The 21522-nt window shown below is 56.8% G+C and carries 29 protein-coding genes; 20 read left to right on the plus strand and 9 right to left on the minus strand.

What is annotated here, in order from left to right; genetic code table 11:
* Positions 1-64 precede the first annotated feature (64 nt).
* Both CAP31_RS04090 and CAP31_RS04095 read left to right on the plus strand, forming a co-directional pair.
* Positions 65-277, plus strand: a complete 213-nt coding sequence (locus CAP31_RS04090; protein ID WP_157662648.1) for a hypothetical protein — start codon at positions 65-67, stop codon at positions 275-277.
* Positions 252-1253, plus strand: coding sequence for an NAD(P)-dependent alcohol dehydrogenase (locus CAP31_RS04095; protein WP_087446374.1), 1002 nt, complete (start codon positions 252-254; stop codon positions 1251-1253). The genes CAP31_RS04090 and CAP31_RS04095 overlap by 26 nt, the downstream gene beginning before the upstream one ends.
* Positions 1254-1364: 111 nt before the next feature.
* Here CAP31_RS04095 and CAP31_RS04100 read toward each other — a convergent pair whose 3' ends face one another.
* From CAP31_RS04100 to CAP31_RS04110, 3 genes are all read right to left on the minus strand, one after another.
* Positions 1365-1628, minus strand: a complete 264-nt coding sequence (locus CAP31_RS04100) for a Txe/YoeB family addiction module toxin (RefSeq protein WP_087446375.1) — start codon at positions 1626-1628, stop codon at positions 1365-1367.
* A complete protein-coding gene (locus CAP31_RS04105; protein WP_087448247.1) occupies positions 1625-1867 on the minus strand; it encodes a type II toxin-antitoxin system Phd/YefM family antitoxin in 243 nt (80 codons plus the stop codon). The genes CAP31_RS04100 and CAP31_RS04105 overlap by 4 nt, the downstream gene beginning before the upstream one ends.
* A gap of 98 nt (positions 1868-1965) precedes the next feature.
* Positions 1966-2493, minus strand: a complete 528-nt coding sequence (locus CAP31_RS04110; protein WP_087446376.1) for a transposase — start codon at positions 2491-2493, stop codon at positions 1966-1968.
* Positions 2494-2656: 163 nt separating this feature from the next.
* Here CAP31_RS04110 and CAP31_RS04115 point away from each other — a divergent pair, with 163 nt between their 5' ends.
* The 3 genes from CAP31_RS04115 (at position 2657) to CAP31_RS04125 (ending at position 3773) form a co-directional block, all read left to right on the plus strand.
* Positions 2657-2908, plus strand: a complete 252-nt coding sequence (locus CAP31_RS04115; RefSeq protein ID WP_087446377.1) for a type II toxin-antitoxin system prevent-host-death family antitoxin — start codon at positions 2657-2659, stop codon at positions 2906-2908.
* Between the two features lies 1 nt (position 2909).
* Positions 2910-3221: a type II toxin-antitoxin system RelE/ParE family toxin gene (locus CAP31_RS04120; protein WP_087446378.1), complete on the plus strand. Its 312-nt coding sequence runs from the start codon at positions 2910-2912 to the stop codon at positions 3219-3221.
* Positions 3222-3347: 126 nt separating this feature from the next.
* Positions 3348-3773 carry a hypothetical protein gene (locus tag CAP31_RS04125; protein WP_087446379.1) on the plus strand — a complete coding sequence of 142 codons (426 nt, stop codon included), beginning with the start codon at positions 3348-3350 and terminating at the stop codon, positions 3771-3773.
* 703 nt (positions 3774-4476) lie between these two features.
* Here the strand turns inward: CAP31_RS04125 and CAP31_RS04135 are convergent.
* The 3 genes from CAP31_RS04135 to CAP31_RS04145 all read right to left on the minus strand — a co-directional run bounded on the left by CAP31_RS04135 (position 4477) and on the right by CAP31_RS04145 (position 8459).
* On the minus strand, positions 4477-4779 hold the full coding sequence (locus CAP31_RS04135) for a DUF2288 domain-containing protein (RefSeq protein WP_087446381.1): 303 nt from the start codon (positions 4777-4779) through the stop codon (positions 4477-4479).
* Between the two features lie 70 nt (positions 4780-4849).
* A complete protein-coding gene (gene rmuC / locus CAP31_RS04140) occupies positions 4850-6301 on the minus strand; it encodes a DNA recombination protein RmuC (protein ID WP_087446382.1) in 1452 nt (483 codons plus the stop codon).
* A gap of 1 nt (position 6302) precedes the next feature.
* Positions 6303-8459 carry a UvrD-helicase domain-containing protein gene (locus CAP31_RS04145; RefSeq protein ID WP_087446383.1) on the minus strand — a complete coding sequence of 719 codons (2157 nt, stop codon included), beginning with the start codon at positions 8457-8459 and terminating at the stop codon, positions 6303-6305.
* Positions 8460-8506: 47 nt separating this feature from the next.
* On the opposite strand from CAP31_RS04145, the gene CAP31_RS04150 reads away from it, so the two are divergent.
* From CAP31_RS04150 to recX, 12 genes are all read left to right on the plus strand, one after another.
* The gene (locus CAP31_RS04150) at positions 8507-8899 is read left to right on the plus strand and encodes a rhodanese-like domain-containing protein (RefSeq protein WP_087446384.1); all 393 of its coding nucleotides are present in this window, start codon (positions 8507-8509) and stop codon (positions 8897-8899) included.
* A complete protein-coding gene (locus tag CAP31_RS04155; RefSeq protein ID WP_087446385.1) occupies positions 8896-9285 on the plus strand; it encodes a DUF2237 family protein in 390 nt (129 codons plus the stop codon). Before CAP31_RS04150 ends, CAP31_RS04155 begins: the two co-directional genes overlap by 4 nt.
* Before the next feature lie 67 nt (positions 9286-9352).
* Positions 9353-10081, plus strand: coding sequence for a YebC/PmpR family DNA-binding transcriptional regulator (locus tag CAP31_RS04160; RefSeq protein ID WP_087446386.1), 729 nt, complete (start codon positions 9353-9355; stop codon positions 10079-10081).
* A gap of 33 nt (positions 10082-10114) precedes the next feature.
* Complete coding sequence (locus CAP31_RS04165; protein WP_087446387.1) at positions 10115-10711, plus strand: riboflavin synthase; 597 nt, start codon at positions 10115-10117, stop codon at positions 10709-10711.
* On the plus strand, positions 10708-11799 hold the full coding sequence (gene ribBA / locus CAP31_RS04170; RefSeq protein WP_087446388.1) for a bifunctional 3,4-dihydroxy-2-butanone-4-phosphate synthase/GTP cyclohydrolase II: 1092 nt from the start codon (positions 10708-10710) through the stop codon (positions 11797-11799). Before CAP31_RS04165 ends, ribBA begins: the two co-directional genes overlap by 4 nt.
* Positions 11800-11849: 50 nt before the next feature.
* Positions 11850-12317, plus strand: coding sequence for a 6,7-dimethyl-8-ribityllumazine synthase (ribH, locus tag CAP31_RS04175; protein ID WP_087446389.1), 468 nt, complete (start codon positions 11850-11852; stop codon positions 12315-12317).
* A complete protein-coding gene (gene nusB, locus CAP31_RS04180; protein ID WP_087446390.1) occupies positions 12314-12745 on the plus strand; it encodes a transcription antitermination factor NusB in 432 nt (143 codons plus the stop codon). The genes ribH and nusB overlap by 4 nt, the downstream gene beginning before the upstream one ends.
* Complete coding sequence (gene thiL, locus CAP31_RS04185; RefSeq protein WP_369802439.1) at positions 12742-13716, plus strand: thiamine-phosphate kinase; 975 nt, start codon at positions 12742-12744, stop codon at positions 13714-13716. The genes nusB and thiL overlap by 4 nt, the downstream gene beginning before the upstream one ends.
* Positions 13697-14185 carry a phosphatidylglycerophosphatase A gene (locus tag CAP31_RS04190; RefSeq protein ID WP_087446391.1) on the plus strand — a complete coding sequence of 163 codons (489 nt, stop codon included), beginning with the start codon at positions 13697-13699 and terminating at the stop codon, positions 14183-14185. The genes thiL and CAP31_RS04190 overlap by 20 nt, the downstream gene beginning before the upstream one ends.
* Positions 14182-14676 (plus strand): CinA family protein, encoded by a 495-nt coding sequence (locus CAP31_RS04195; RefSeq protein ID WP_087446392.1) that lies wholly within the window; start codon positions 14182-14184, stop codon positions 14674-14676. The genes CAP31_RS04190 and CAP31_RS04195 overlap by 4 nt, the downstream gene beginning before the upstream one ends.
* A gap of 105 nt (positions 14677-14781) precedes the next feature.
* A complete protein-coding gene (recA, locus tag CAP31_RS04200) occupies positions 14782-15819 on the plus strand; it encodes a recombinase RecA (protein WP_087446393.1) in 1038 nt (345 codons plus the stop codon).
* A gap of 11 nt (positions 15820-15830) precedes the next feature.
* Entirely contained in the window at positions 15831-16286 is a 456-nt protein-coding gene (recX, locus tag CAP31_RS04205; protein ID WP_087446394.1) for a recombination regulator RecX, read from the plus strand.
* A gap of 53 nt (positions 16287-16339) precedes the next feature.
* On the opposite strand, the gene CAP31_RS04210 is transcribed toward recX, so the two are convergent.
* The 3 genes from CAP31_RS04210 to trmL all read right to left on the minus strand — a co-directional run bounded on the left by CAP31_RS04210 (position 16340) and on the right by trmL (position 18162).
* Positions 16340-16873, minus strand: coding sequence for a carboxymuconolactone decarboxylase family protein (locus CAP31_RS04210; protein WP_087446395.1), 534 nt, complete (start codon positions 16871-16873; stop codon positions 16340-16342).
* A gap of 141 nt (positions 16874-17014) precedes the next feature.
* Positions 17015-17629 (minus strand): TetR/AcrR family transcriptional regulator, encoded by a 615-nt coding sequence (locus CAP31_RS04215; protein ID WP_223247358.1) that lies wholly within the window; start codon positions 17627-17629, stop codon positions 17015-17017.
* Positions 17630-17697: 68 nt separating this feature from the next.
* Positions 17698-18162 (minus strand): tRNA (uridine(34)/cytosine(34)/5-carboxymethylaminomethyluridine(34)-2'-O)-methyltransferase TrmL, encoded by a 465-nt coding sequence (gene trmL / locus CAP31_RS04220; RefSeq protein WP_087446396.1) that lies wholly within the window; start codon positions 18160-18162, stop codon positions 17698-17700.
* A gap of 128 nt (positions 18163-18290) precedes the next feature.
* Between trmL and gshA the strand changes: the two genes are divergently transcribed.
* The 3 genes from gshA to CAP31_RS04235 are packed head-to-tail and all read left to right on the plus strand — an operon-like array spanning position 18291 to position 21522.
* Positions 18291-19568: a glutamate--cysteine ligase gene (gene gshA, locus CAP31_RS04225; RefSeq protein WP_087446397.1), complete on the plus strand. Its 1278-nt coding sequence runs from the start codon at positions 18291-18293 to the stop codon at positions 19566-19568.
* Positions 19565-20506: a glutathione synthase gene (gshB, locus tag CAP31_RS04230; protein ID WP_087446398.1), complete on the plus strand. Its 942-nt coding sequence runs from the start codon at positions 19565-19567 to the stop codon at positions 20504-20506. Before gshA ends, gshB begins: the two co-directional genes overlap by 4 nt.
* Complete coding sequence (locus CAP31_RS04235) at positions 20497-21522, plus strand: FAD:protein FMN transferase (protein ID WP_087446399.1); 1026 nt, start codon at positions 20497-20499, stop codon at positions 21520-21522. Before gshB ends, CAP31_RS04235 begins: the two co-directional genes overlap by 10 nt.

The raw sequence follows: 21522 nt of genomic DNA on the forward strand, positions 1-21522 counted from the left end.
GCGAGTAAAGCGGGCGTTTGCCGGGTATCGCTCCTGATATGTGATTATAGATGCTTTGAAAGTCATGACAGCGCAAGCGATGCAGGAACTGACTCCGATGCACGCAGGAGCGGTGATGACATATCCGGTTGGCATTTTTGTTTTTGTCCGCAACCATTTCGTTCCTGTGAACTCCAAAGAAGATATATCAGCAAGAAACATAAGGCTGGTATATGTATGGAATGTCCACATTGACAAGAAGGAAATCAAGCATGATCAAAGCCTTTGCCGCATTTGAACCACACGGAGAACTCAAGCCCTTTGAATATGATCCCGGCCAACTCAAGCCCGACGAAGTTGAAATCGACGTTCAGTATTGCGGTATCTGCCATAGCGATCTGAGCGTGATCGACAATGAATGGGGGATTACCGAATACCCGGTGGTTCCCGGACACGAAGTGGTTGGAACGATCGGCAAAATCGGCGCAGACGTCAAGCACCTGAAGATCGGCCAGGTGGTGGGGCTGGGCTGGCATGCCGGGTATTGCAACGAATGCGAACCTTGCAAGACAGGCGACAACAATCTATGCGCGACCGCGCAGGCGACTATCGTCGGGCATCACGGCGGTTTTGCCGACAAGGTGCGTGCGTCAGCCAACAGCGTGGTTCCGATCCCGGAAGGCATTGATCTGGAGTCCGCCGGCCCGCTGTTTTGCGGCGGGATCACGGTGTTTAATCCGCTGGTCCAGTTTGATATCAAACCCACCGACAAAGTGGCGGTGATCGGCATTGGCGGCCTTGGCCATATGGCGTTGCAGTTCCTGAATGGCTGGGGCTGCGATGTCACGGCATTCACCAGCAGCGAAAATAAAAAGAAGGAAGCTCTGGAGCTGGGCGCGCACCATACCTTGAACTCGCGCGATCCGAAACAAATCGAGGCGGCTGCCGGACGTTTCGACATGATCATTTCCACAGTGAATGTGAAGCTGGACTGGAATCTCTATCTTGGCACGCTGAAGCCGCGCGGGCGTTTGCATTTTGTCGGCGCGACGCTGGACCCGCTCGATATCAATGTGTTTTCGCTCATCATGGCGCAGCGTTCGATTTCCGGTTCTCCGGTCGGCAGCCCTTTAACCATTGCCAGAATGCTGGAGTTCGCCAAGCGCCACCACGTCAAGCCGGTCATCGAGAAATTCAGCTTTGCTGATATCAACAAGGCAATCGAAAGACTAAGAAGCGGTAACGCGCACTATCGCATAGTGCTTCATCGCTAATGGTGTGCAACGGACATCGTGGACACGTCATGCGAAGGTAGAAACGGCGTCAAAAATCGGGTTAGTTCTTTGTTAGAATGTAGAGCTGACCCTAACGTGCGTTTTATGGACTCATTCATAGTGAGTCCACATCCGCAGAACACGAACGGTTTTTTCCTCGGCAAATACCTCGTACACGATACGATGCTGAATATTGATGCGGCGCGAATATGCGCCAGCAAGATCGCCGACCAGTTTCTCAAAGGGTGGCGGGTTCTGAAATGGATTATTTGCAAGCACGGTGATCAGCGCTTGCGCTTTTGGCATGAGGCCGGTTGCAGCAAGCTTTTTTGCGTCTTTCATTGCGTGCTCGGCATAAACAACCTCCCAGCTCACCAATCAAGCTCCTTGGCGCTTTCTGTGAGGGGTTCGGCCATGCCTGCTTTTATTGATTTCCGCATGCCGGGTACGGCAAGCAAATGCAAGGTTTCCTGAATGGCGCTCCAGTCTTCTATAGAAAGCAGCACAGCACTGCTACGCTTGCCGGAAATAATGATGGGTTGATGCGACTCCGCTGTTTCATCAATCAGCCGGTAGAGATTGGCGCGCGCTTCGCTGGCGGTAAGGGTGTGCATTTTTCGCTCCTGAGAAGAAGTTAAAATGGTACGTAAATGCGTACGCAATGTCAAATCCGGAATTTGATCGTAGGATGGGTAGAGCAAAGCGAAACCCATCACAACTCCCCAGTCGCCATTGCTTCCACATCACCAGCCCAGTCCGCCGGATACACCCCCATTTCAACATGGCGGTGAAATGAAGAGTAAGGCCATTCCGCCACCGAATTCACATGCCCATGCTTCACCGGATTGATATGGATGTAGTCCACATGCCTCGCATAATCCAGTTCGTCCCTGAGCGTGTGTTCCCAATAACGCCGCTGCCAGATACCGCGTTCGCCTTTGCCTAAACGGCTACGCGATATACGCTCCCTTTTTGGTATCGACCTCGAGAATCGGCTCTTGATCAAACGCCAGCGCATTGCATAATCGCAGTCGCCAGCAGGCAAAGTCCAGATGGTGTGCAAATGTTCAGGTAGCACAACAATCGCATTGATTTCGAAAGGATGGCGGCTACGCGTATAGCGGAATGCTTCGCGTAATAGTTCGATATGTTCCGTGAGCAGGCTGGATTTACGCTCAGCGAGATTCACGGTGAAAAAGAAGCTGCCGCCCGCAACAAAGTTTCGTCGATAGTTTGCCATGGGCGGTATCGTAGCAGAGGGTGGTGGTTTTGATGGGTATCGCTTTGCTTAACCCATCCTACGGGATGACCGCAAATATTAATGGATGGCTGCTTAATTAAGACTATTATAAAGCTCTATTTTTAGAGGTATAATTAGCTTAATTTATGCGTAGGAGAATACCATGCAAACCATCTTTACCGATCTGACCATCAGTATGTCGGACTTCAAGAAAAACCCGGCCAAGGTGCTGCGCGAGGCAGGCCAAAAACCGGTTGCCGTGCTCAACCACAACAAACCGGCGTTTTACATGGTTGATCCGCAGATGTTTGAGCTGCTCATTGAGCAGCTGGCTGATAATCAGCTGATGCCGTTGTTGCAAGCACGTATGGCGCAACGTGCCAACGCAGTGGAAGTGAACATCGACGAGATTTGATATGGCCGAACAATATAAATACAAATTAAAGTTCGTGCCTGATGCGCTGGGAGAATGGAATCGGCTTGATGGTTCTGTTAAAGAGCCATTACGCAAATTGCTGAAAAAGCGGTTGAATGAGCCTTTCATGCCGGGTTCGGAATTGCATGGCGAGTTGCGGAATTGTTATAAAATCAAGTTGTTAAAGCAGGGTTACCGGCTGGTTTATGTAGTGGAAAATGATGAGTTGGTGGTGCTTGTGCTGGCAGTGGACAAACGTGAAGATGCTACGGTTTACACTTCGGCAACGGCGCGGCTGAAAACTAAAATCTAGTTCGTAGGATGGGTAAAGCAAAGCGAAACCCATTACAAATAGATAGGGTAGTTGTTGGAATGTTAGAACTGACCCCGTTGTCCCAAATGTGGCTTAAATGAGCGACGAAATTGTTCCGGAGTATTTATGGCAATAATTGGTCTTATTACTTCGTTTGGTATGTTTACTGTTTATTTCTGTATGAAATATACCTATACCGTACGCGCATTAGCGTATCAATCAAACATATCGTTTAAAGATGTATGGAATTTTTCTTTTGATGGGCATCCTATGCGTAGAAGCATTGTCCCAATGAAGTATATTGCAATTTTCTTTGCATTTACGAGTTTATTTGGATGGGATCACGATCTCAGTTCAAAAGATATAAGGAGTTTATGGACCATGGTATTGATATTAATAGCGTATCTGGGTACATGGGCTCGCATTGCCATTTATGAGGCCACACATTGGAAACAAGGTGTTGAAAAGTCGCTGACTAAGAGTGAAATGTTTAAAAAAGCATTAAGGATATTGGTTGGTTTCCGCAAGGTAAAGACTGGTTATCGAGAATAGTTAATGTATCAAATATAGTTCTACTGAGTGTTGTTATATCACGCGTTATTTCTCTTTACTTTTACGGCTAGAATTGACCCCATTGTGCACGCTCAGCGCTCAGCGAGATTCATGGTGAAGAAGAAGCTGCCGCCCGCAACAAAATTTCGTCGATAGTTTGCCGTGGGAGGCATCGTAGCAGAGGGTGGTGGTTTTGATGGGTATCGCTTTGCTCAACCCATCCTACGGGCTACGGGCTACGGGCTTATTTGCCTCTACCGATTAGCGCCTGTTTTTTTAAAGTAAGGCATACACATAAATAACCAATATCAGCTCAAGCAAAAGTACAGCTAAGCAAAGCAGGGTCAATCTTACATCATGCAATTTAAAGAATTTAAACTTCCAAAGAAAACCTTGCAATGCCCATGCTGATCGACTTAGGTTGGAATCAGTAAGTTTTGGCTTACCCATTTCAGCATATATACCAGAGTGGTGTTTAGAGAGATAACTTATTAATAAGTGGGAAATCAATAACGCAAACAAAAGTATCGGAAGGTAATATAAATCCATAAAAAACTTCATTTAAATCACCCTTTCCACGCATAATCATAAGTACTACTTGCGGAAGTTCTGCCTCGTGGAGAAATTCGAGAAAATTTGGGGTCAGTTCTAACATTCCAACACAACAAAAAATAGAATTTTAGTACGATTAAAGCATCCTACCTCAATGCCCCCGCTCCTGCACCAAGATCCACGGCGCTAGCACCACCGTCCAGATTGCCGGCTTACGTTCTTCCCAGTCCAGCGCGGTTTTGTCGTCGAGTTTGACCAGTTGGCCGCTCATCATCCATTCGCGCACGCTCTCGGTGTCATCAGCAGCAATATGCGCGGCGACGTCGACTAAATCCAGCCGGTTATCCACTTTGATCAGCTGGCCTTTGGCGAAGAACGGGCGCAGCTCGGCCCAGTCGGTTTTGGCGGTTTCGGTGTTGAGTTTGGCGCGCATGAGTTCTATGGGCTCGGTCATGGTGTTTTCCTTGATCTTTGCTGATGGGTTTCGCTTGGCTCTACCCATCCTACGGTTCGGTGATGATTTTTTAATCTTCGTCAGGCAGTAGCGACGGGGCAGGGGCACGCAGGTGCTCGAGGTCGACCGACTCTATCTGGCTGAAACGCTTGCTGATTTTCTGGCTGCTGATGTGGACTTCGGCGGCGTCTTCGTTAGCCTGGCGGATATGGTCGGCGAGCTTTTTCATGCGCGTGTCGAATCGGCTGAAATCCTTGCCCAGTTTGGACAGCTCGTCCTTGATGATGTGCACCTGGCGGCGGGTTTCGACGTCCTTGATCACGGCGCGTGCGGTGTTGAGCACGGCCATCAGCGTGGTCGGTGATACGATCCACACGCGGCGCGACATGGCGTATTCCACCAGATCGCCGTGGTAGGCGTGGATCTCGGCGAATACCGCTTCGGCGGGGATGAACATCACCGCGCCGTCGGAGGTCTCGCCCTCGATGATGTATTTGCTGGCGATGTCGTCGACGTGTTTCTTGACGTCGGCCTTGAACGCGCGGGTGGCCCCGGTGCGGTCGGCTTCTGCCGTTTCGCGCGAGAACATGCGGGTGTAGTTTTCCAGCGGGAATTTGGAATCGACCGCGACGCGCCCGGTCGGCTCCGGCAATACCAGCATGCAGTCGGCGCGGCTGCCGTTGGACAGCGTGGCCTGAAATTCGTAGGCGTCGGGCGGCAGGATGTTGCGCACCAGGCCTTCGAGCTGGACTTCGCCGAAGGCGCCGCGCGAGCGTTTGTCGCCCAATAATTCCTGCAGGGTGACGACGTTGGTGGTGAGGCCGTCGATCTTTTTCTGCGCTTCGTCGATGGTGGCGAGGCGCGCCATGACATTGGCAAAGGTCTCGTTGGTTTTCTTGAAGCCGTCATCCAGGCGCTCGGTGACTTTGCCGGAGATTTCCGCCAACCGGGTGTCGACGCCCTTGGCTAGCGTTTCCACGGCGGCGGCGAGCTGGGCGCTGGCCTGCTGCATGGTGGTCTGGATCAGCGCCTGCTCGGCGCGGGCCTGTTCGGCCAGCGTTTGCAGGGTCTTGCTGAGGAATTCGGCCTGCGCGGTTTGCAGCCCGGCGGCGAATTCGCCCAGCTGCTGGTTGAGCGCGGCGCGGCTGTTGGCCAACTCGGTCGCCTGCGATTGCGCCAGCGCGTGCATGGCCGTGCTCAGCGCCTCGCGGTTGGTGGCGAGCTGGGTGGATTGCTCCAGTTGCAGCACCTGTACCGCGCTGCGCGTGCTGGCCAGCTCGGTGCTGACCAGGTTGCGCAGGCGGTCGGAGACGTCGTTCAGCGCGTTATGGGTGCGGTCGGACTGCGTTCCCAGCCCCTGATGCAGGTCGCTCAACATGGCGCGATGGCGCTGCTCCAGTCCGGCGTCGAGCTGGGCGGGGAGCTGCGCCAGCGCGCTTTGCAGGGCGTTGATGCGTAATGCCAGCCAGATCAGCAGGGCAACGGCGACGAGAGCGGCAATAAGGGTGAGTGTCGTGAGCATGTCAGGCGGCTTCGAGTTTGGCGTATTCCAGTGCCAGCCATTTTACCCCATGCGCGCCGCCGAAGTTGATTTGCACGCGGGTGTCGGGGCCCTGGCCTTCGACGTTGATCACCACGCCGACGCCGAATTTGGCGTGGCGCACGCTCATGCCCATGCGCCAGGGCGAGCTGCTGTGCTGCTGGGTAGAGCGGGAGACCGGTGCGGCGTAGACGTCGGCGTCGGGCGCATAGCCCTTGTTGATCGGTTTCAGCAGTTCCATCGGGATCTCGCCGAGGAAGCGCGACGGGATGCCGTAGCGGGTCTGGCCGTGCAGCATGCGGCTTTGTGCGTGGCTGATGTACAGGCGGCGGCGCGCGCGGGTGATGGCGACGTACATCAGGCGGCGTTCTTCCTCGATGCCGCTCTGCTCGCCGATCGACTGCTCGCTGGGGAACAGGCCTTCTACCAGCCCGGTGAGGAATACCGCGTGAAACTCCAGCCCCTTGGCGGCATGCACGGTCATCAGCTGCAGCGCGTCGTGGCCTTCGCCGGCCTGATGCACGCCGGCTTCGAGCGCGGCATGAGCGAGGAAGCTGGCCATCAGCCCGCCGTTGTCGGCAGCGTCGGCCAGCGCGTCGGGGTCGTTGATGAACACGGTGGCGGCGTTGATCAGCTCGTTGAGGTTGTCGACGCGGTCCTGGCCGTCTTTTTCGCTCAGGTAATGCGCCATCAGCCCGCTGGCTTGCAGGATGTGCTCGATGGCCTCGGGCAGGGTGACGCCGAGGGTGGCTTCCTGCATGCTGCGAATGAGCTGGACGAAACCGGGCAGGCCTTTGCTGCCGGGCGCATCGCCGGCCTTGGTGCTGGCGGCATGCCACAGGCTGGATGAACTTTGCTGCGCGGCGTCGATGAGCTGCTCCAGACTGCGCGCGCCGATGCCGCGGGTGGGGAAATTCACTACGCGGGTAAAGGCGCCGTCGTCGTCGGGGTTGGCGAGCAGGCGCAGGTAGGCCAGCGCGTGCTTGATCTCCTGGCGCTCGAAGAAGCGCAGGCCGCCGTAGACCTTGTACGGGATGCCGGCGCTGAACAGGGCGTGCTCCAGCACCCGCGACTGCGCGTTGGAGCGGTAGAGCACGGCCATGTCGTTGAGCGCGATGCCTTCGCGGTGCAGCGCCTGCGATTCTTCGGCGATGAAGCGCGCTTCTTCCTGATCGTTGTAGGCCAGATACACGCGGATCAGCTCGCCCTGATCGGCGGCGGTCCACAGGTTCTTGCCCAGCCGCGCCGGGTTCTGGCTGATCAGCGCATTGGCGGCGTCGAGGATGTTGCCGTGGCTGCGGTAATTCTGTTCCAGCTTGATGATGTTGTCGTGGGCGTAATCGCGCTGGAATTCGTTCATGTTGCCGGTGTGCGCGCCACGGAACGCGTAGATGGACTGGTCGTCGTCGCCCACTGCCATCAGCGCCGAATCCGCGCCGGCGAAGTGCTTGAGCCAGCGGTATTGCAGGCGGTTGGTGTCCTGGAATTCGTCCACCAGTATGTAGCGGAATCGCTCCTGATAATGACGGCGCAGGGCTTCGTTGCGCGCCAGCAATTCCTCGCTGCGCAGCAGCAGTTCGGCAAAGTCCACTACGCCTTCGCGGTTGCACTGCTCGTCGTAGGCCGAATAGAATTCGACCAGACGGCGCGTGTATGGATCGTAGACGTCGACATGATGGGCGCGCAGGCCGGCGTCCTTGTTGCCGTTGATGAAATTCTGCACTTTCTTCGGCTCGAATTTCTCGGTGTCCACGTTCATGGATTTGAGCAGGCGCTTGATCGCCGACAGCTGGTCGGCGCTGTCGAGGATCTGGAACAGTTGCGGCAGCCCGGCCTCATGGTGATGGGTGCGCAGCAGCCGGTTCGCCAGCCCGTGGAAGGTGCCTATCCACATGCCGCGGGTGTTGATCGGCAGCATGCTGCTCAGGCGCGTCTGCATTTCCTTGGCGGCCTTGTTGGTAAAGGTGACGGCGAGGATGCCCAGCGGTGATACCTGCCCGGTCTGCAGCAGCCAAGCGATGCGCGTGGTGAGCACGCGGGTCTTGCCGCTGCCTGCACCCGCCAGGATCAGGGCCGATTGGTGCGGCAGGGTGACCGCGGCGAGTTGTTCCGGATTTAATCCGTCGAGTAGTGATGACATGTTAGACTTTGCGCAGACCGCATATTGCAAATTGAAAGGGAATTATAATGGCTAAACAGCTTGGCTGCTTTATTAAAGAAGCGCGCAGCCACATCGTGGAATGGGATGCGGAAACCGCAGAAGAAAATCTGGGTTCCGGCGAGGTGCTGGTGATCGATGTGCGCGAACCCGACGAATTCGATAGTGGGCACATCGCCGGTGCGCTCAACATTCCCCGCGGCATCCTCGAAGCCTCTGCCGACCCGACTACCAAGCATCGCCATCCAGTGTTGTGCACCGCGCACGACAAGACCATCCTGCTGTACTGCCATTCCGGCGGGCGTTCGGCGATGGCGGCCTGGGTACTCAAGCAGATGGGTTTCGGACAGGCGTATTCGCTGGCGGGTGGTCTTGAGTGCTGGGAAGCCGAAGGCTTCGAACTGGAAGCCAATTTAAGATGAACCCATCCGATGTACGCCTGGCCAAAAACGTATTCGGCGAACCGCTGGTGGCGTGTTCATTCAAGCCGCTGACCGGCTATTTCCGTGACGGCGCCTGCCGTACCAATGAGGAAGATCTGGGTACGCATGTGGTGTGCGTGGTGGTGACGCTGCCGTTTCTGGAATTCAGTTTCCGCAATGGCAACGATCTGACCACGCCGCGGCCGCAATGGCAGTTTGCCGGACTGAAGCCGGGGGATCAGTGGTGTTTGTGCGCCAATCACTGGAAAACCGCCTACGAGGCCGGCGTGGCGCCGCAGGTGGTGCTGGAAAGTACCCACCAGCGCGTGCTGGATCTGGTAAGTCTGGAGGTGTTGCAGCGCTTTGCGCGTCCGCTCGAGGTGTAAGCTCTTATCGCAGCAGGCGTAAAGTGGTAAAATTAAAGCATTTTTTATTACCAGCTTAGAGGGTGTGATGGCCGGACATAGTAAATGGGCGAATATCAAGCATAAAAAAGCGGCAACGGATGCAAAACGCGGCAAGATTTTTACGCGGTTGATTAAAGAGATAACGGTCGCTGCCAAAATGGGCGGCGGCGATGCCAGCATTAACCCGCGCCTGCGTCTGGCGATGGACAAGGCGTTTGACGCCAACATGCCGAAAGACACTGTGGAGCGCGCGGTCAAGCGCGGCTGTGGCGAGCTGGAAAACGTGAACTACGAAGAAATTCGTTACGAAGGTTACGGTATCGGAGGCGCGGCGGTGATGGTGGATTGCCTGACTGACAACAAGGTGCGTACCGTGGCCGATGTGCGCCATGCGTTCAGCAAGTTCGGCGGCAATATGGGTACCGACGGTTGCGTGGCGTTCCAGTTCAAGCATTGCGGCCAGCTGCTGTTCGCGCCCGGCGTCGATGAAGATACGCTGATGGAAGCCGCGCTGGAAGCCGGTGCCGACGATGTGCTGACGCACGAGGACGGCAGTATCGAAGTGATTACCCCGCCGTACGAGTTGCACAGCATCAAGCAGGCGCTGGAAACGGCAGGATTCAAGGCCGAATTCGGTGAAGTGAGCATGAAGCCGGAAAACGAGATCGAGCTGACCGGCGATGATGCGGTGAAGATGCAGAAACTGCTGGATGCGCTCGAATCGCTGGACGATGTGCAGGAAGTCTATACTTCGGCTGTGATCCACGAAGACTGATGTTTCGTTCCGCCCATCAATTTAAGGACGTCTGTGTTTACTGGAATTATTCAAGCTGTCGGCAGCGTGGCCGAAGTGAAGCCGCATAACGATGACGCGCGTCTGCTGATCAACGCGGCAGAGCTGGATCTGGGCGATGTCGCGCTGGGCGATTCCATCGCCTGCAACGGCGTGTGTCTGACGGTGATTGCGCTGTCGCCACAAGGCTTCAGTGTCGATGTGTCGGCGGAGACGTTCCGCTGCACGGTGGGCTTCCCGCCCGGTGCGCCGGTGAATCTGGAAAAGGCCTTGCGTCTGGCCGACCGCTTGGGCGGGCATCTGGTGTCGGGCCATGTCGATGGCGTCGGCGAAGTGGTGCGCTTTGCCCCGGCGGGCGACTGCTTCGAGCTGGTGATCTGCGCGCCCGGCGACATTGCCCGCTTCGTGGTGACCAAGGGTTCGATCACCGTCAACGGCGTCAGTCTCACCGTGAATCAGGTCGACGGCGACGAGTTCAGCATCAATCTGATCCCGCATACGCTGACACATACCAATCTGCATACTTTAACAGCGGGCAGCCGCGTCAATCTCGAGGTTGACATGATGGCGCGCTACGCTGAACGTATCCTCAATTACCGGGAATCCACATGAGTTTAAGTCCTATCGAAGATATTATCGCCGACATCAAGGCCGGGAAAATGGTGGTGCTGGTCGATGAAGAAGACCGCGAGAACGAGGGCGATCTGGTGATGGCGGCTGAATTTGCCACCCCGGAAGCGGTCAATTTCATGGCCAAATACGGCCGCGGCCTGATCTGCCTGACGCTGACCGACGAACGTTGCAAACAGCTCGGCCTGCGCCAGATGGTGGCAGATAACCAGACCCCTTACAGCACGGCATTTACCGTGTCGATCGAGGCGGCTGAGGGCGTGACCACGGGCATTTCCGCGGCAGACCGTGCCACCACTATTCAGGCGGCAGTGGCCAAGCACGCCAAGGCCACCGACATCATCCAGCCAGGCCATATTTTTCCGCTGCGCGCGCAGCCGGGCGGCGTGCTGATCCGTGCCGGGCACACCGAAGCCGGTTGCGATCTGGCGAGCATCGCCGGGCTGGAACCGGCCGCGGTGATTTGCGAAATCCTCAAGGAAGACGGCAGCATGGCGCGTCTGCCCGATCTGATCGAATACGCGCGAGAGCACGGGCTGAAAATCGGCGCCATCGTCGATCTGATCCATTACCGCAACCGGAACGAAAGCCTGATTGAGCGTGTAGGCAGCCGCGTTATCGACACCGTATTCGGTGAATTCGAGCTGATCGCCTACCGCGAGAAGATCTCCGGTGCGGCGCATCTGGCGCTGGTCAAGGGCGATATTCATGCCGATACCGAAACACTGGTGCGGGTGCATGAGCCGGTGTCGGTGATGGATGTGCTGGAGATGGACAGCCCGGTGCATGCCTACAGCGTCAACCGCGCCATGCAGAAGATCGCCGCCGCCGGCAAGGGTGTGATCGTGCTGCTGCATCGTGCAGAAACGCCAGCCGAATTGCTCAGCCATGCGTTGCCGAGCAACGAACCGAAGCCGGCGCAGAAGTGGGATGTGCGTAATTACGGTATCGGCGCGCAGATACTGAAAGATGTCGGCGTCGGCAAGATGCGGCTGCTGGCAACCCAGCGCAAGATGCCCTCGATGGCCGGTTTCGATCTGGAAGTAACCGGGTATAGCGAAGGCGATTGAATATCGGGTAGGATTACCCATTACAGCCTATCAGGCATGAGGATAAAAACATGGCGACATACGACAATATTTATGAAATAGACAGCAACCTCGATGGCAGTGCATTGCGCATTGGTATCGTCATGAGCCGTTTCAATCGCGATATCTGCGACGGTTTGCTGGGTGCATGTGTCGCAGCGTTGACCAGGCGCGGCGTGAAATCGGACAATGTCCAGATCGCAACCGTGCCCGGAGCGCTGGAGATCCCGCTGGTACTGCGCAAAATGGCGCAGAGCGGTAAATTTGACGCGCTGGTGGCCATCGGCGCCGTGGTGCGCGGCGATACCTATCATTTTGAGGTGGTATCCAACGAAATGGCGAGCGGAATCACTCGCGTGCAGCTGGATACCGGCATGCCGATCGCCAACGCCGTGCTCACCACCGATACCGACGAACAAGCCCATAGCCGTACTTCCGCCAAAGGCGCGGAAGCAGCCGAATGCGCAATTGAAATGGCTAACCTGTTGAAAGTATTATGAGCGGAAATAGACGCAAGGCACGCGAATTCGCAGTGCAAGGGATATACCAGTGGCTGCTGAATCAGCAGCCGGTGAGTGACGTAGTCAAACAGTTGCGCGATGATCCCGGCTATGCGGGTATAGACGAAAAAATGTTTCTGGCTTTGCTGAACGGCGCCATCAATGAGACGGCGCAGCTGGATCAGCGTCTGGCCAAATATGTGGACCGCCCCATTGCCGAATTGAGCCCGGTCGAGCATGCGGTACTGCTGCTGGGCGCGCAGGAGCTGCTGCATCATCTGGAAGTGCCATACCGCGTGGTAATCAATGAAGCCGTCGAGCTGACCAAGACTTTTGGCGGTACCGACGGGCACAAGTATGTCAACGGCGTGATGGATAAACTTGCTGCCGAAGTGCGCAGCGTCGAAGTGAACAAGCCGCGGCGTTGAATACGACCAGCATGTCCAGCGAATTCGATCTGATCCGCCAGTATTTTTCCCGACCTGCGGCCAATGTCGTGCTGGGGGTAGGCGATGATTGTGCATTATTGCAGACTGGCGCCGGGATGCAGCTGGCGGTTTCCACCGACACGCTGGTTGCCGGGGTGCATTTTTTTCCTGACGCCGATCCGGCGTCACTGGGCTGGAAATCCCTGGCGGTGAATCTGTCCGACCTGGCGGCCATGGGCGCGACGCCGCGCTGGGCGACGCTGGCGATCACTTTGCCGTATGTCGATGACGAATGGCTGGCGGCTTATGCCGACGGCGTCTATCGCTGTGCGACAGACTATGGAATCAGTCTGGTCGGTGGCGATACTACGCGCGGCCCGTTGAGCATGACGTTTACCGTGATGGGTGAAGTGCCGGCAGGCCAGGCCTTGCGGCGTGATGGCGCACAGGCCGGGGATACCGTGTGGGTATCGGGTACCCTGGGTGATGCGGCCTTTGCATTGGCAGCGATACAAGGCCATCTTAATTTAAGCGATGCCGATTTTGCAACGCTGGGCACGCGTTTGCATGCACCCATACCGCGCGTCGCATTGGGCCAGGCGCTGCGCAGGCTCGCGCACAGTGCGATCGATATTTCCGATGGCTTGCTGGCCGATCTCGGGCATATCCTTGAAAATTCGCATGTCGGAGCCGAGCTGGATTATATCCGGTTGCCGGTGAGCGAGATCGTGCATGATCTGGCGGCGCATCCGGCGTTTGACCGCTGCGTGCTGGCAGGCGGCGATGATTATGAATTGTGTTTCACTGCGCCTGCGGACAATGAGGATGCGATCGCAGCCGTTGGCGAAAAACTGGGCTTGCGCCTGACCGCCATCGGCCGGATCAGTGCGATGCCGGGGTTGCGCTTGATGGATGCCGAGGGGCTGCCGATTACGCTGGATGTTGCGGGGTATGACCATTTTGCAAGCTGACTGGCGATTCATTACGCGCCATCCGGCGCATTTTCTGGCATTCGGTTTTGGTAGCGGTCTGGCGCCCGTGGCGCCGGGCACGTTCGGCACGCTGGCGGCCTTGCCTTCGTTTTATATACTGGCAGCCGTACTCAATCCGGCGCAAATCTATGTGGCGATCGCGCTGGCGGCTGTGACAGGTATCTGGATCTGCGGCGTTGCCGGGCGCAATATCGGCGTGGCCGATCACGGCGGCATCGTCTGGGATGAGATCGTCGCTTTCTGGCTGATACTGGCCTTTACGCCGCTTCAGCCGTTGTGGATCGCCGCCGCATTCCTGCTGTTCCGCTTGTTCGACATCTGGAAACCGTTCCCCATCAACTGGTTTGACGCCCGCCTGAAGAATGGTTTCGGCGTCATGTTCGATGATTTGCTTGCCGCAGGTTATACGCTGGCGGTATTGCTGGGAGTGCAACATTGGCTGACATGAGACCCACCGATTCCGAGCTGCATCAGCTTGCAGAACAAGTCGGGCACGCCCTGAAACGCCACGGCTATCAACTGGTGACGGCTGAGTCCTGTACCGGCGGCTGGGTCGGCATGGTGATGACCGCGATACCCGGCAGTTCGAACTGGTACGACCGCGGCTTTATCACCTACAGCAACGACGCAAAACAGATGCAGCTGGATGTGTCAGCGGAGACACTCGATACGCAGGGTGCGGTGTCCGAAGCGACCGTGCGCGAGATGGCCAAAGGTGCGTTGCAGCATAGCAAGGCCAATATCAGTCTGGCGATTTCCGGTATCGCCGGACCTGGCGGCGGTACGCCGTACAAGCCGGTGGGCACCGTATGCATCGCCTGGGCGACGACGGACGGCAAACACCTGGAAACCACTTGCCGGCTCAGCGGCGACCGCGACGAGATCCGGGCTCGCGCTGTGGCGGCGGCTTTGCGCGGAGTGATTGAGTTGCTGGCCTGAATCACGCATAATCAACCGATAGACCTTTTCCCGATTGCTGAGCAGAGTTCGCAATATCGTGCAAAGGCTTTTTACATTTTCAGCAGTTTCATTTAAGGAATATACATGGACGAAAACAGAAGCAAAGCCCTCGCTGCAGCCCTGGCACAGATCGAAAAAAGCTTCGGTAAAGGCTCTATCATGCGCCTGGGCGACGGTGAGGTGGTCAATGACGTTCAGGTGGTATCGACCGGCTCGCTGGGCCTGGATATCGCGCTGGGCGTAGGTGGCTTGCCGCGTGGCCGCATCGTCGAAATCTACGGGCCGGAATCGTCCGGTAAAACCACGCTGACCTTGCAGGTGATTGCCGAGATGCAGAAGCTGGACGGCACCGCGGCATTTATCGACGCTGAACACGCGCTGGACCCGCAATATGCGCAGAAGCTGGGCGTGAACGTCGGCGAATTGCTGATTTCGCAACCGGATACTGGCGAACAGGCGCTGGAAATCGCCGACATGCTGGTGCGTTCCGGCTCGGTTGACATCGTGGTGGTGGACTCGGTCGCAGCGCTGACGCCGAAAGCCGAGATCGAAGGCGAGATGGGCGATTCGCACATGGGCCTGCAGGCGCGGCTGATGAGCCAGGCGCTGCGCAAACTGACCGGCAATATCAAGCGCACCAATACGCTGGTGATTTTCATCAACCAGATCCGCATGAAGATCGGCGTGATGTTCGGTAACCCTGAAACCACGACCGGTGGCAATGCGCTGAAATTCTACGCTTCCGTGCGTCTCGATATCCGCCGTACCGGCGCGATCAAGAAGGGCGAGGAAGTGGTTGGTTCGGAAACCCGCGTCAAGGTCGTCAAAAACAAGGTCGCGCCGCCGTTCAAGCAGGCTGAATTCGACATCCTGTACGGCGAAGGCATCTCCCGCGAAGGCGAGATCATCGAGCTTGGCGTCGCCAACAAGATTGTCGACAAGGCGGGTGCCTGGTATGCCTATAACGGCGAGAAGATCGGCCAGGGCAAGGATAACGCGCGCGAGTATCTGCGCGAACATCCGGAAGTCGCCCATGAAATCGAGAACAAGGTGCGTGCCGCTATCGGTATCGTGCCGCACACCGCCATCATCGGCGAAAGCGTGGCCATCGACGACGCATAAGCTGCCGGTTTATGCATCAGCCCGTCGAAAAATCACTTCGCGCCCGCGCACTCGATGCGCTGGCGCGGCGTGAGCATACCCGTACCGAATTATTCCGCAAACTCAGCGCGCACACTGAAGACCTCGATGCGCTCAATCAACTGCTGGACGACCTGCAGACCCGCGGCTGGCTGTCGGACGCGCGTTATGCCGAACAGCGCGCCCACGCCCGTCAATCGCGTTACGGCAGCCGCAAGATCGGCCATGAGCTGCGTGAACAGGGAGTGTCGGAAACGCTGATCGCCGCAACGCTGGCCGGTCTCAAGACCACCGAAGTCGAACGCGCCCGCGAAGTCTGGCAGAAGAAATTCGTCGCACCGGCTGCCACCCCGAAAGAGCGCAACCAGCAGATGCGTTTTCTGCAATCCCGCGGCTTTGATCTGGACGTGATTTACCGCGTGATCAATCAGACAGAAGATGATTGTTGATCGACAAGCAGCCGTCTACGGATTAATAGATGGCTGCTTATGGTTGCTGACGCTCAGAAATCCCGTTCGAGTTTAAGCGTGTTGAAGATGGTGTCTCCGGCCAGCATATAGGCGCCGTGATTGAGTCCATCCAGAATATCCCCATCGCTCCAGTCGAGCGCCTTTAATGCAGCAATGTCGGCCTGATTCACCGTTGCCGCTGCAGTCGTTGCCTTCAACACAAATAACAGCATGGCCTTGTCCTTGTCGGATAAAGGTGCGGCATGCGGGTCTTTCTTGGCGGCGACAACTTGCTCCATGGTCAGGCCGCCCATGTTGACCAGCATCGCCTCATTGAAGCCAACGCAATATTCGCAGTGCGTGACTTCCGAAATCAGCATGCGCATCAGTGCCAGCAGATTGAATCCGAGTGCCGGATGCTGCATGTAATAGCCGATTTGCTGCCATTGTCTGGCCAGTAAAGCCGGGCTGCTGCTATAGATTTGCATGGCATTGGGGATAGATCCGAACGCGTTTTCAATCTGGGTGTAGATTTCCTTGACCTGACCTTCGGCGCTTTCAGGGGCTACAGTATGAATTAACGGCATTTCCTTCTCCTTGAGTAAAAGATACCAACCATTTGGTATCTTAAAAATCGATACCGGTCACCAAAACCCGGCACCGTACTTACCGATAGCGTTAGACTGTCGGTTTAATCCTGTTCGCCGCCCGCTTGCGGGCAGACGTATTCAAGCTTTCATCAGGCTTTGCACATAGCCCTGCAGTTGCGCCACGCACATCTTGAATGAAGCCGGCGATTGCTTGTTTTTGGCGATACTGAAACAGCCTTCCCAGGCGGAGACGACGAACAGGGCTGCTGCCTGGCAATCAACTTCGGCTTTGATTACGGCGTTTTTCTGGCCATGTTCCAGCGCCGAACGTATCGCTTGCTGCCAGGTTTCGAGGATGCCATTCAAATGATGCCGGAACTGCTCATCCAGCGGGCTCATTTCCTGCATCAGGTTATTCAGCGGGCAACCGAGCATGATGCCTTCGTCACCCATGAACGACTCCACGCCGGCGATGATATCCAGCAATGTGGCGACCGGATGCGCACTGTCGCGCAGCTGTCGAAACACCACCGTATCGAGTTTTGGGGCGATGATTTCATCGATCACTGCCAGACCCAGCGCGTGTTTGGTCGGGAAATGATGATACAGCGCGCCCTTGGTCAGCCCGGTCGACTCCAGGATGTCGGCAATACTGGCGCTCTGATAGCCCTTGCGGTGGATTTCGCAAAAAGCCGACGCCAGCAGTTTTTCTCTGGTGATGTCGTACTGTTTGATTTTGATTTCGGTACTCATAAGTTTATTAGATACCAACCGGTATGGTTGTGTCAAGGCGGTTAATATAATAAGATAAAAACCCTGGGTCAGACGCCGCCGGCGTATCCATTCTGCCGCCAGGCTTCGAAGACGACGACGGCGACGGTGTTGGACAGGTTCAGGCTGCGGCTGGTGGGCATCATCGGCAGCCGGATGCGCTGCCCGGCACTGAATTCCGCCAGGATATCGGCGGGCAGTCCGCGGGTTTCCGGGCCGAACAGCAGCACATCGTCGGGTTGGAACTCGACGTTGGCAAATGCGGCCGCACCTTTGGTGGTAAGCGCAAAGATGCGGCGGTCGCCCAGATATTGGCGGCACGCAGCCCAGTCAGCATGAATGTGGAGACTGGCATATTCGTGGTAATCTAGTCCTGCGCGGCGCAATTGCCTGTCCTCCAGCTTGAATCCCAGAGGTTCGACCAGATGTAGGGTACAGCCGGTGTTGGCTGCAAGACGGATGACGTTGCCGGTATTCGGCGGAATTTCAGGCTGATAAAGAACGATATGGAACATAAAAAGGCTGTTTTCCGGAAATGCGTTATTAAACCGCCAACCCGGAGAATACGCAAAGCGAATTTTGGGTAAATTCGCTGGCAAAGAGTTTATCCGGTTTGTTATAGAAATGATAAAAGAGGCATTGCATGGTCCCACATTTAACAACAGCATTAACCGGTCCGCTGCTCGATCTGGAACGTCACGTAATGGCCGCAACGCCGAAAATCGAACGCTGGTTTCGCACGCAGTGGCAGGAACACGAAGCGCCGTTCTATACCTCGGTCGACTTGCGCAATAGCGGTTTCAAGCTGGCCCCGGTCGATACCAATCTGTTCCCGGGCGGATTTAACAATCTGAATGCGGATTTCATTCCGCTGGCAGTGCAGGCAGCAATGAGTGCAGTAGAAAAAATATGCCCGGACGCGCAGCGCTTGCTGCTGATTCCGGAGAACCATACCCGCAACACGTTCTATCTGCAAAACGTAGCGCGGCTGGTCAGCATCCTGCGTCAGACCGGCCTCGAGGTTCGCATCGGCAGCATGATTCCGGATCTGGCTGAGCCGATGCAGCTGGATCTGGCGGAAGGTGAAACCTTGACCCTGGAGCCTGTGGTGCGTCACGGCAATCGCATCGGTCTGGCTGATTACGACCCGTGTGCGGTACTGCTGAATAACGATTTGTCGGGCGGCGTGCCGGAGATCCTGCGCGGCATCGAGCAGTCACTGTTGCCGCCGCTGCATGCCGGCTGGCACGTGCGTCGCAAATCGAATCATTTCGCTGCCTATAATCAGGTGGCCGAGGAATTTGCCGAGTTGATCGATATCGACCCGTGGCTGATCAACCCTTATTTCGCAACATGCGGTGCCATCGATTTTCAGGCGCGTCAGGGCGAGGAATGTCTGGAACATCACGTTACCATCATGCTGGAAAAGATCCGCGTCAAATACGCGGAATACAATATCGATGCGCCGCCGTTCGTGATTATCAAGGCAGATGCGGGCACTTACGGCATGGGTATCATGACGGTGAAAGACCCTTCGGAGGTGCGCGACCTCAACCGCAAGCAGCGTAATAAGATGGCGGTAGGCAAGGAGGGCTTGCAGGTGTCCGAGGTGATCATTCAGGAAGGCGTCTACACTTTTGAGAGCATCGACGACGCGATCGCCGAGCCGGTGGTGTACATGATGGATCATTTTGTCGTTGGCGGCTTTTACCGCGTGCATACCGGAAGAGGTGTCGATGAAAATCTCAATGCGCCCGGTATGCATTTTGTACCGCTGGCATTCGAAACCCCGTGTTGTGCGCCGATTCAGTTGACCAATCCCGACTCGATGCCGAACCGTTTCTATACTTATGGCGTCGTGGCGCGGCTGGCGATGCTGGCTGCTTCCATCGAGCTTGAGCGCACGGAGCCTGCCGCATGAGATTCGCTTTCGTTCTGGACCCCATCAGCCAGCTCAAGGCGTACAAGGACAGCAGCGTCGCCATGATGCGCGAAGCAGCGCTGCGCGGGCATGCCTTGCATGTGCTGCGCCAGGAAGACTTGCTGTTGCGCGATCAGAAAGTGCTGGCACGGGCCAAGCCGCTGCAAATGCTGGAGCACGCCGAGCAGTGGTACAGCCTGGGCGAGATGGAGGAAATCGCGCTCAGCCAGTTCGATGCGGTGGTGATGCGCAAGGACCCGCCGTTCGATACGGAATACCTGTACGCCACCCATTTGCTGGAGCTTGCCATGACTCAGGGCGCGCGGGTAGTGAACCGGCCCTCGGCGCTGCGCGATTTCAACGAAAAGCTGGCTATCGCGCGTTTCCCGCAATTTACTGCGCCGACGCTGGTCAGTTGCCGGGCTGACGCGATCAAGGCTTTTCTGCACGAACACGGCGACATTATTCTGAAGCCGCTGGACGCGATGGGCGGCACCGAGATTTTTCGGGTACGCACCGGCGAGGTCAATCTCAATGTCATCATCGAAGTGCTGACTCGGCTGGGCGCGCGCACGATCATGGCGCAGCGCTACATCCCGGAGATACGCGACGGTGATAAGCGCATCCTGCTGATAGACGGCGTGCCGGTGCCTTACGGGCTGGCGCGGATTCCGGCAGCAGGCGAAACCCGCGGCAATCTGGCCGCAGGCGGACGCGGTGTGGCGCAGGCGTTATCCCCGCGCGATCTGGAAATCGCGACCACCATAGGCATGGCCTTGCGCGAATTGGGGCTGTTCCTGGTCGGGCTGGACGTGATCGGCGATTACCTGACAGAAATCAACGTCACCAGTCCGACCGGCTTCGTCGAGATCACGCAGCAGACCGGTTGTAATGTCGCGGCGCTATTCATGGATGTGCTGGAGCTGCGATGCCGCTAAGCTGGATGCGCTGGACGCTGCTGCTGGTCGTGCTGCTGCTCGCAGGTTGCGGCAAGCCGGCACTCTATTCCCAGGAAAGTTACGTGTTCGGTACGCGGGTCGAGGTGAGCATCTACGGCGAACCCGAGGACAAGGCGCGGCGCGTGACGGCGCAGGTACTGCGCGATTTCGACCAGATGCACCATACCTTGCACGCCTGGGAGCCGGGCACGCTGGCGCGGATGAACCAGATATTCAGCATGAGCCCCGCTCAGGCCGCGATTGCACCGGGGATGATCCCGATCATTCGGGATGCGACCCAATATTCGATACAGTCAGGCGGGTTGTTCAATCCGGCCATCGGCAACCTGATCCGGTTGTGGGGATTCCAGTCCGATCATTTCGAGGCGAAGCTGCCTGACCCGGCTGCGATACAGGCGCTGGTGAAAGCCAACCCGCGCATGCAGGACATCGTTGTCGACGGCATCATGTTCCACAGCAATAATCCGGCAGTGCGGCTGGATCTGGGCGGCTATGCCAAAGGCTATGCGCTGGATCTGGCTGCCGCCTATCTGCGTTCGCAAGGGGTGCATAATGCGCTCATCAATATCGGCGGCAATATTCTGGCACTGGGCCAGCACGGCGACCGGCCCTGGCGCGTGGGCATTCAGCATCCGCGCAAGCCCGGCCCGATCGCCACGCTGGACCTGCACGATGGCGAAGCGATCGGCACATCGGGCGATTACCAGCGCTTTTTCGAGCTGAACGGCAAGCGCTATTGCCACATCATCGATCCGCGTAGCGGATGGCCGGCACAGGGTGTGCAGGCGGTGACGGTACTGCTTGCGCCGGGGGCGCATGCAGGTACACTATCGGATGTGGCCAGCAAGCCGATTTTCATTGCCGGTGTTTCCGGCTGGCGCCAGGCTGCGCAACAAATGGGGGTCAGTCAGGCGATGCTGATAGATGATCACGGCAAGATTCACCTGACGCCCGCGATGCAAAAACGTTTGAATTTCGAAGAGATTAAGGATTAG

Origin of the sequence: Sulfuriferula sp. AH1, assembly GCF_002162035.1 — a bacterium.
Taxonomy (GTDB): Bacteria; Pseudomonadota; Gammaproteobacteria; order Burkholderiales; family Sulfuriferulaceae; genus Sulfuriferula.

Excerpts from the sequence above, each read along its gene's own strand:
- nusB (WP_087446390.1), top strand. The coding sequence starts at position 12,314 with ATGAGCGGAAATAGACGCAAGGCACGCGAATTCGCAGTGCAAGGGATA.
- CAP31_RS04160 (WP_087446386.1), top strand. The coding sequence starts at position 9,353 with ATGGCCGGACATAGTAAATGGGCGAATATCAAGCATAAAAAAGCGGCA.
- CAP31_RS04195 (WP_087446392.1), top strand. The coding sequence starts at position 14,182 with ATGAGACCCACCGATTCCGAGCTGCATCAGCTTGCAGAACAAGTCGGG.
- CAP31_RS04135 (WP_087446381.1), bottom strand. The coding sequence starts at position 4,779 with ATGACCGAGCCCATAGAACTCATGCGCGCCAAACTCAACACCGAAACC.
- trmL (WP_087446396.1), bottom strand. The coding sequence starts at position 18,162 with ATGTTCCATATCGTTCTTTATCAGCCTGAAATTCCGCCGAATACCGGC.
- CAP31_RS04235 (WP_087446399.1), top strand. The coding sequence starts at position 20,497 with ATGCCGCTAAGCTGGATGCGCTGGACGCTGCTGCTGGTCGTGCTGCTG.
- ribH (WP_087446389.1), top strand. The coding sequence starts at position 11,850 with ATGGCGACATACGACAATATTTATGAAATAGACAGCAACCTCGATGGC.
- ribBA (WP_087446388.1), top strand. The coding sequence starts at position 10,708 with ATGAGTTTAAGTCCTATCGAAGATATTATCGCCGACATCAAGGCCGGG.
- recX (WP_087446394.1), top strand. The coding sequence starts at position 15,831 with ATGCATCAGCCCGTCGAAAAATCACTTCGCGCCCGCGCACTCGATGCG.
- gshA (WP_087446397.1), top strand. The coding sequence starts at position 18,291 with ATGGTCCCACATTTAACAACAGCATTAACCGGTCCGCTGCTCGATCTG.
- CAP31_RS04125 (WP_087446379.1), top strand. The coding sequence starts at position 3,348 with ATGGCAATAATTGGTCTTATTACTTCGTTTGGTATGTTTACTGTTTAT.
- CAP31_RS04155 (WP_087446385.1), top strand. The coding sequence starts at position 8,896 with ATGAACCCATCCGATGTACGCCTGGCCAAAAACGTATTCGGCGAACCG.
- CAP31_RS04095 (WP_087446374.1), top strand. The coding sequence starts at position 252 with ATGATCAAAGCCTTTGCCGCATTTGAACCACACGGAGAACTCAAGCCC.
- CAP31_RS04190 (WP_087446391.1), top strand. The coding sequence starts at position 13,697 with ATGACCATTTTGCAAGCTGACTGGCGATTCATTACGCGCCATCCGGCG.
- CAP31_RS04110 (WP_087446376.1), bottom strand. The coding sequence starts at position 2,493 with ATGGCAAACTATCGACGAAACTTTGTTGCGGGCGGCAGCTTCTTTTTC.
- CAP31_RS04115 (WP_087446377.1), top strand. The coding sequence starts at position 2,657 with ATGCAAACCATCTTTACCGATCTGACCATCAGTATGTCGGACTTCAAG.
- CAP31_RS04215 (WP_223247358.1), bottom strand. The coding sequence starts at position 17,629 with ATGAGTACCGAAATCAAAATCAAACAGTACGACATCACCAGAGAAAAA.
- gshB (WP_087446398.1), top strand. The coding sequence starts at position 19,565 with ATGAGATTCGCTTTCGTTCTGGACCCCATCAGCCAGCTCAAGGCGTAC.
- CAP31_RS04145 (WP_087446383.1), bottom strand. The coding sequence starts at position 8,459 with ATGTCATCACTACTCGACGGATTAAATCCGGAACAACTCGCCGCGGTC.
- CAP31_RS04090 (WP_157662648.1), top strand. The coding sequence starts at position 65 with ATGACAGCGCAAGCGATGCAGGAACTGACTCCGATGCACGCAGGAGCG.
- recA (WP_087446393.1), top strand. The coding sequence starts at position 14,782 with ATGGACGAAAACAGAAGCAAAGCCCTCGCTGCAGCCCTGGCACAGATC.
- CAP31_RS04120 (WP_087446378.1), top strand. The coding sequence starts at position 2,910 with ATGGCCGAACAATATAAATACAAATTAAAGTTCGTGCCTGATGCGCTG.
- CAP31_RS04210 (WP_087446395.1), bottom strand. The coding sequence starts at position 16,873 with ATGCCGTTAATTCATACTGTAGCCCCTGAAAGCGCCGAAGGTCAGGTC.
- rmuC (WP_087446382.1), bottom strand. The coding sequence starts at position 6,301 with ATGCTCACGACACTCACCCTTATTGCCGCTCTCGTCGCCGTTGCCCTG.
- CAP31_RS04105 (WP_087448247.1), bottom strand. The coding sequence starts at position 1,867 with ATGCACACCCTTACCGCCAGCGAAGCGCGCGCCAATCTCTACCGGCTG.
- CAP31_RS04150 (WP_087446384.1), top strand. The coding sequence starts at position 8,507 with ATGGCTAAACAGCTTGGCTGCTTTATTAAAGAAGCGCGCAGCCACATC.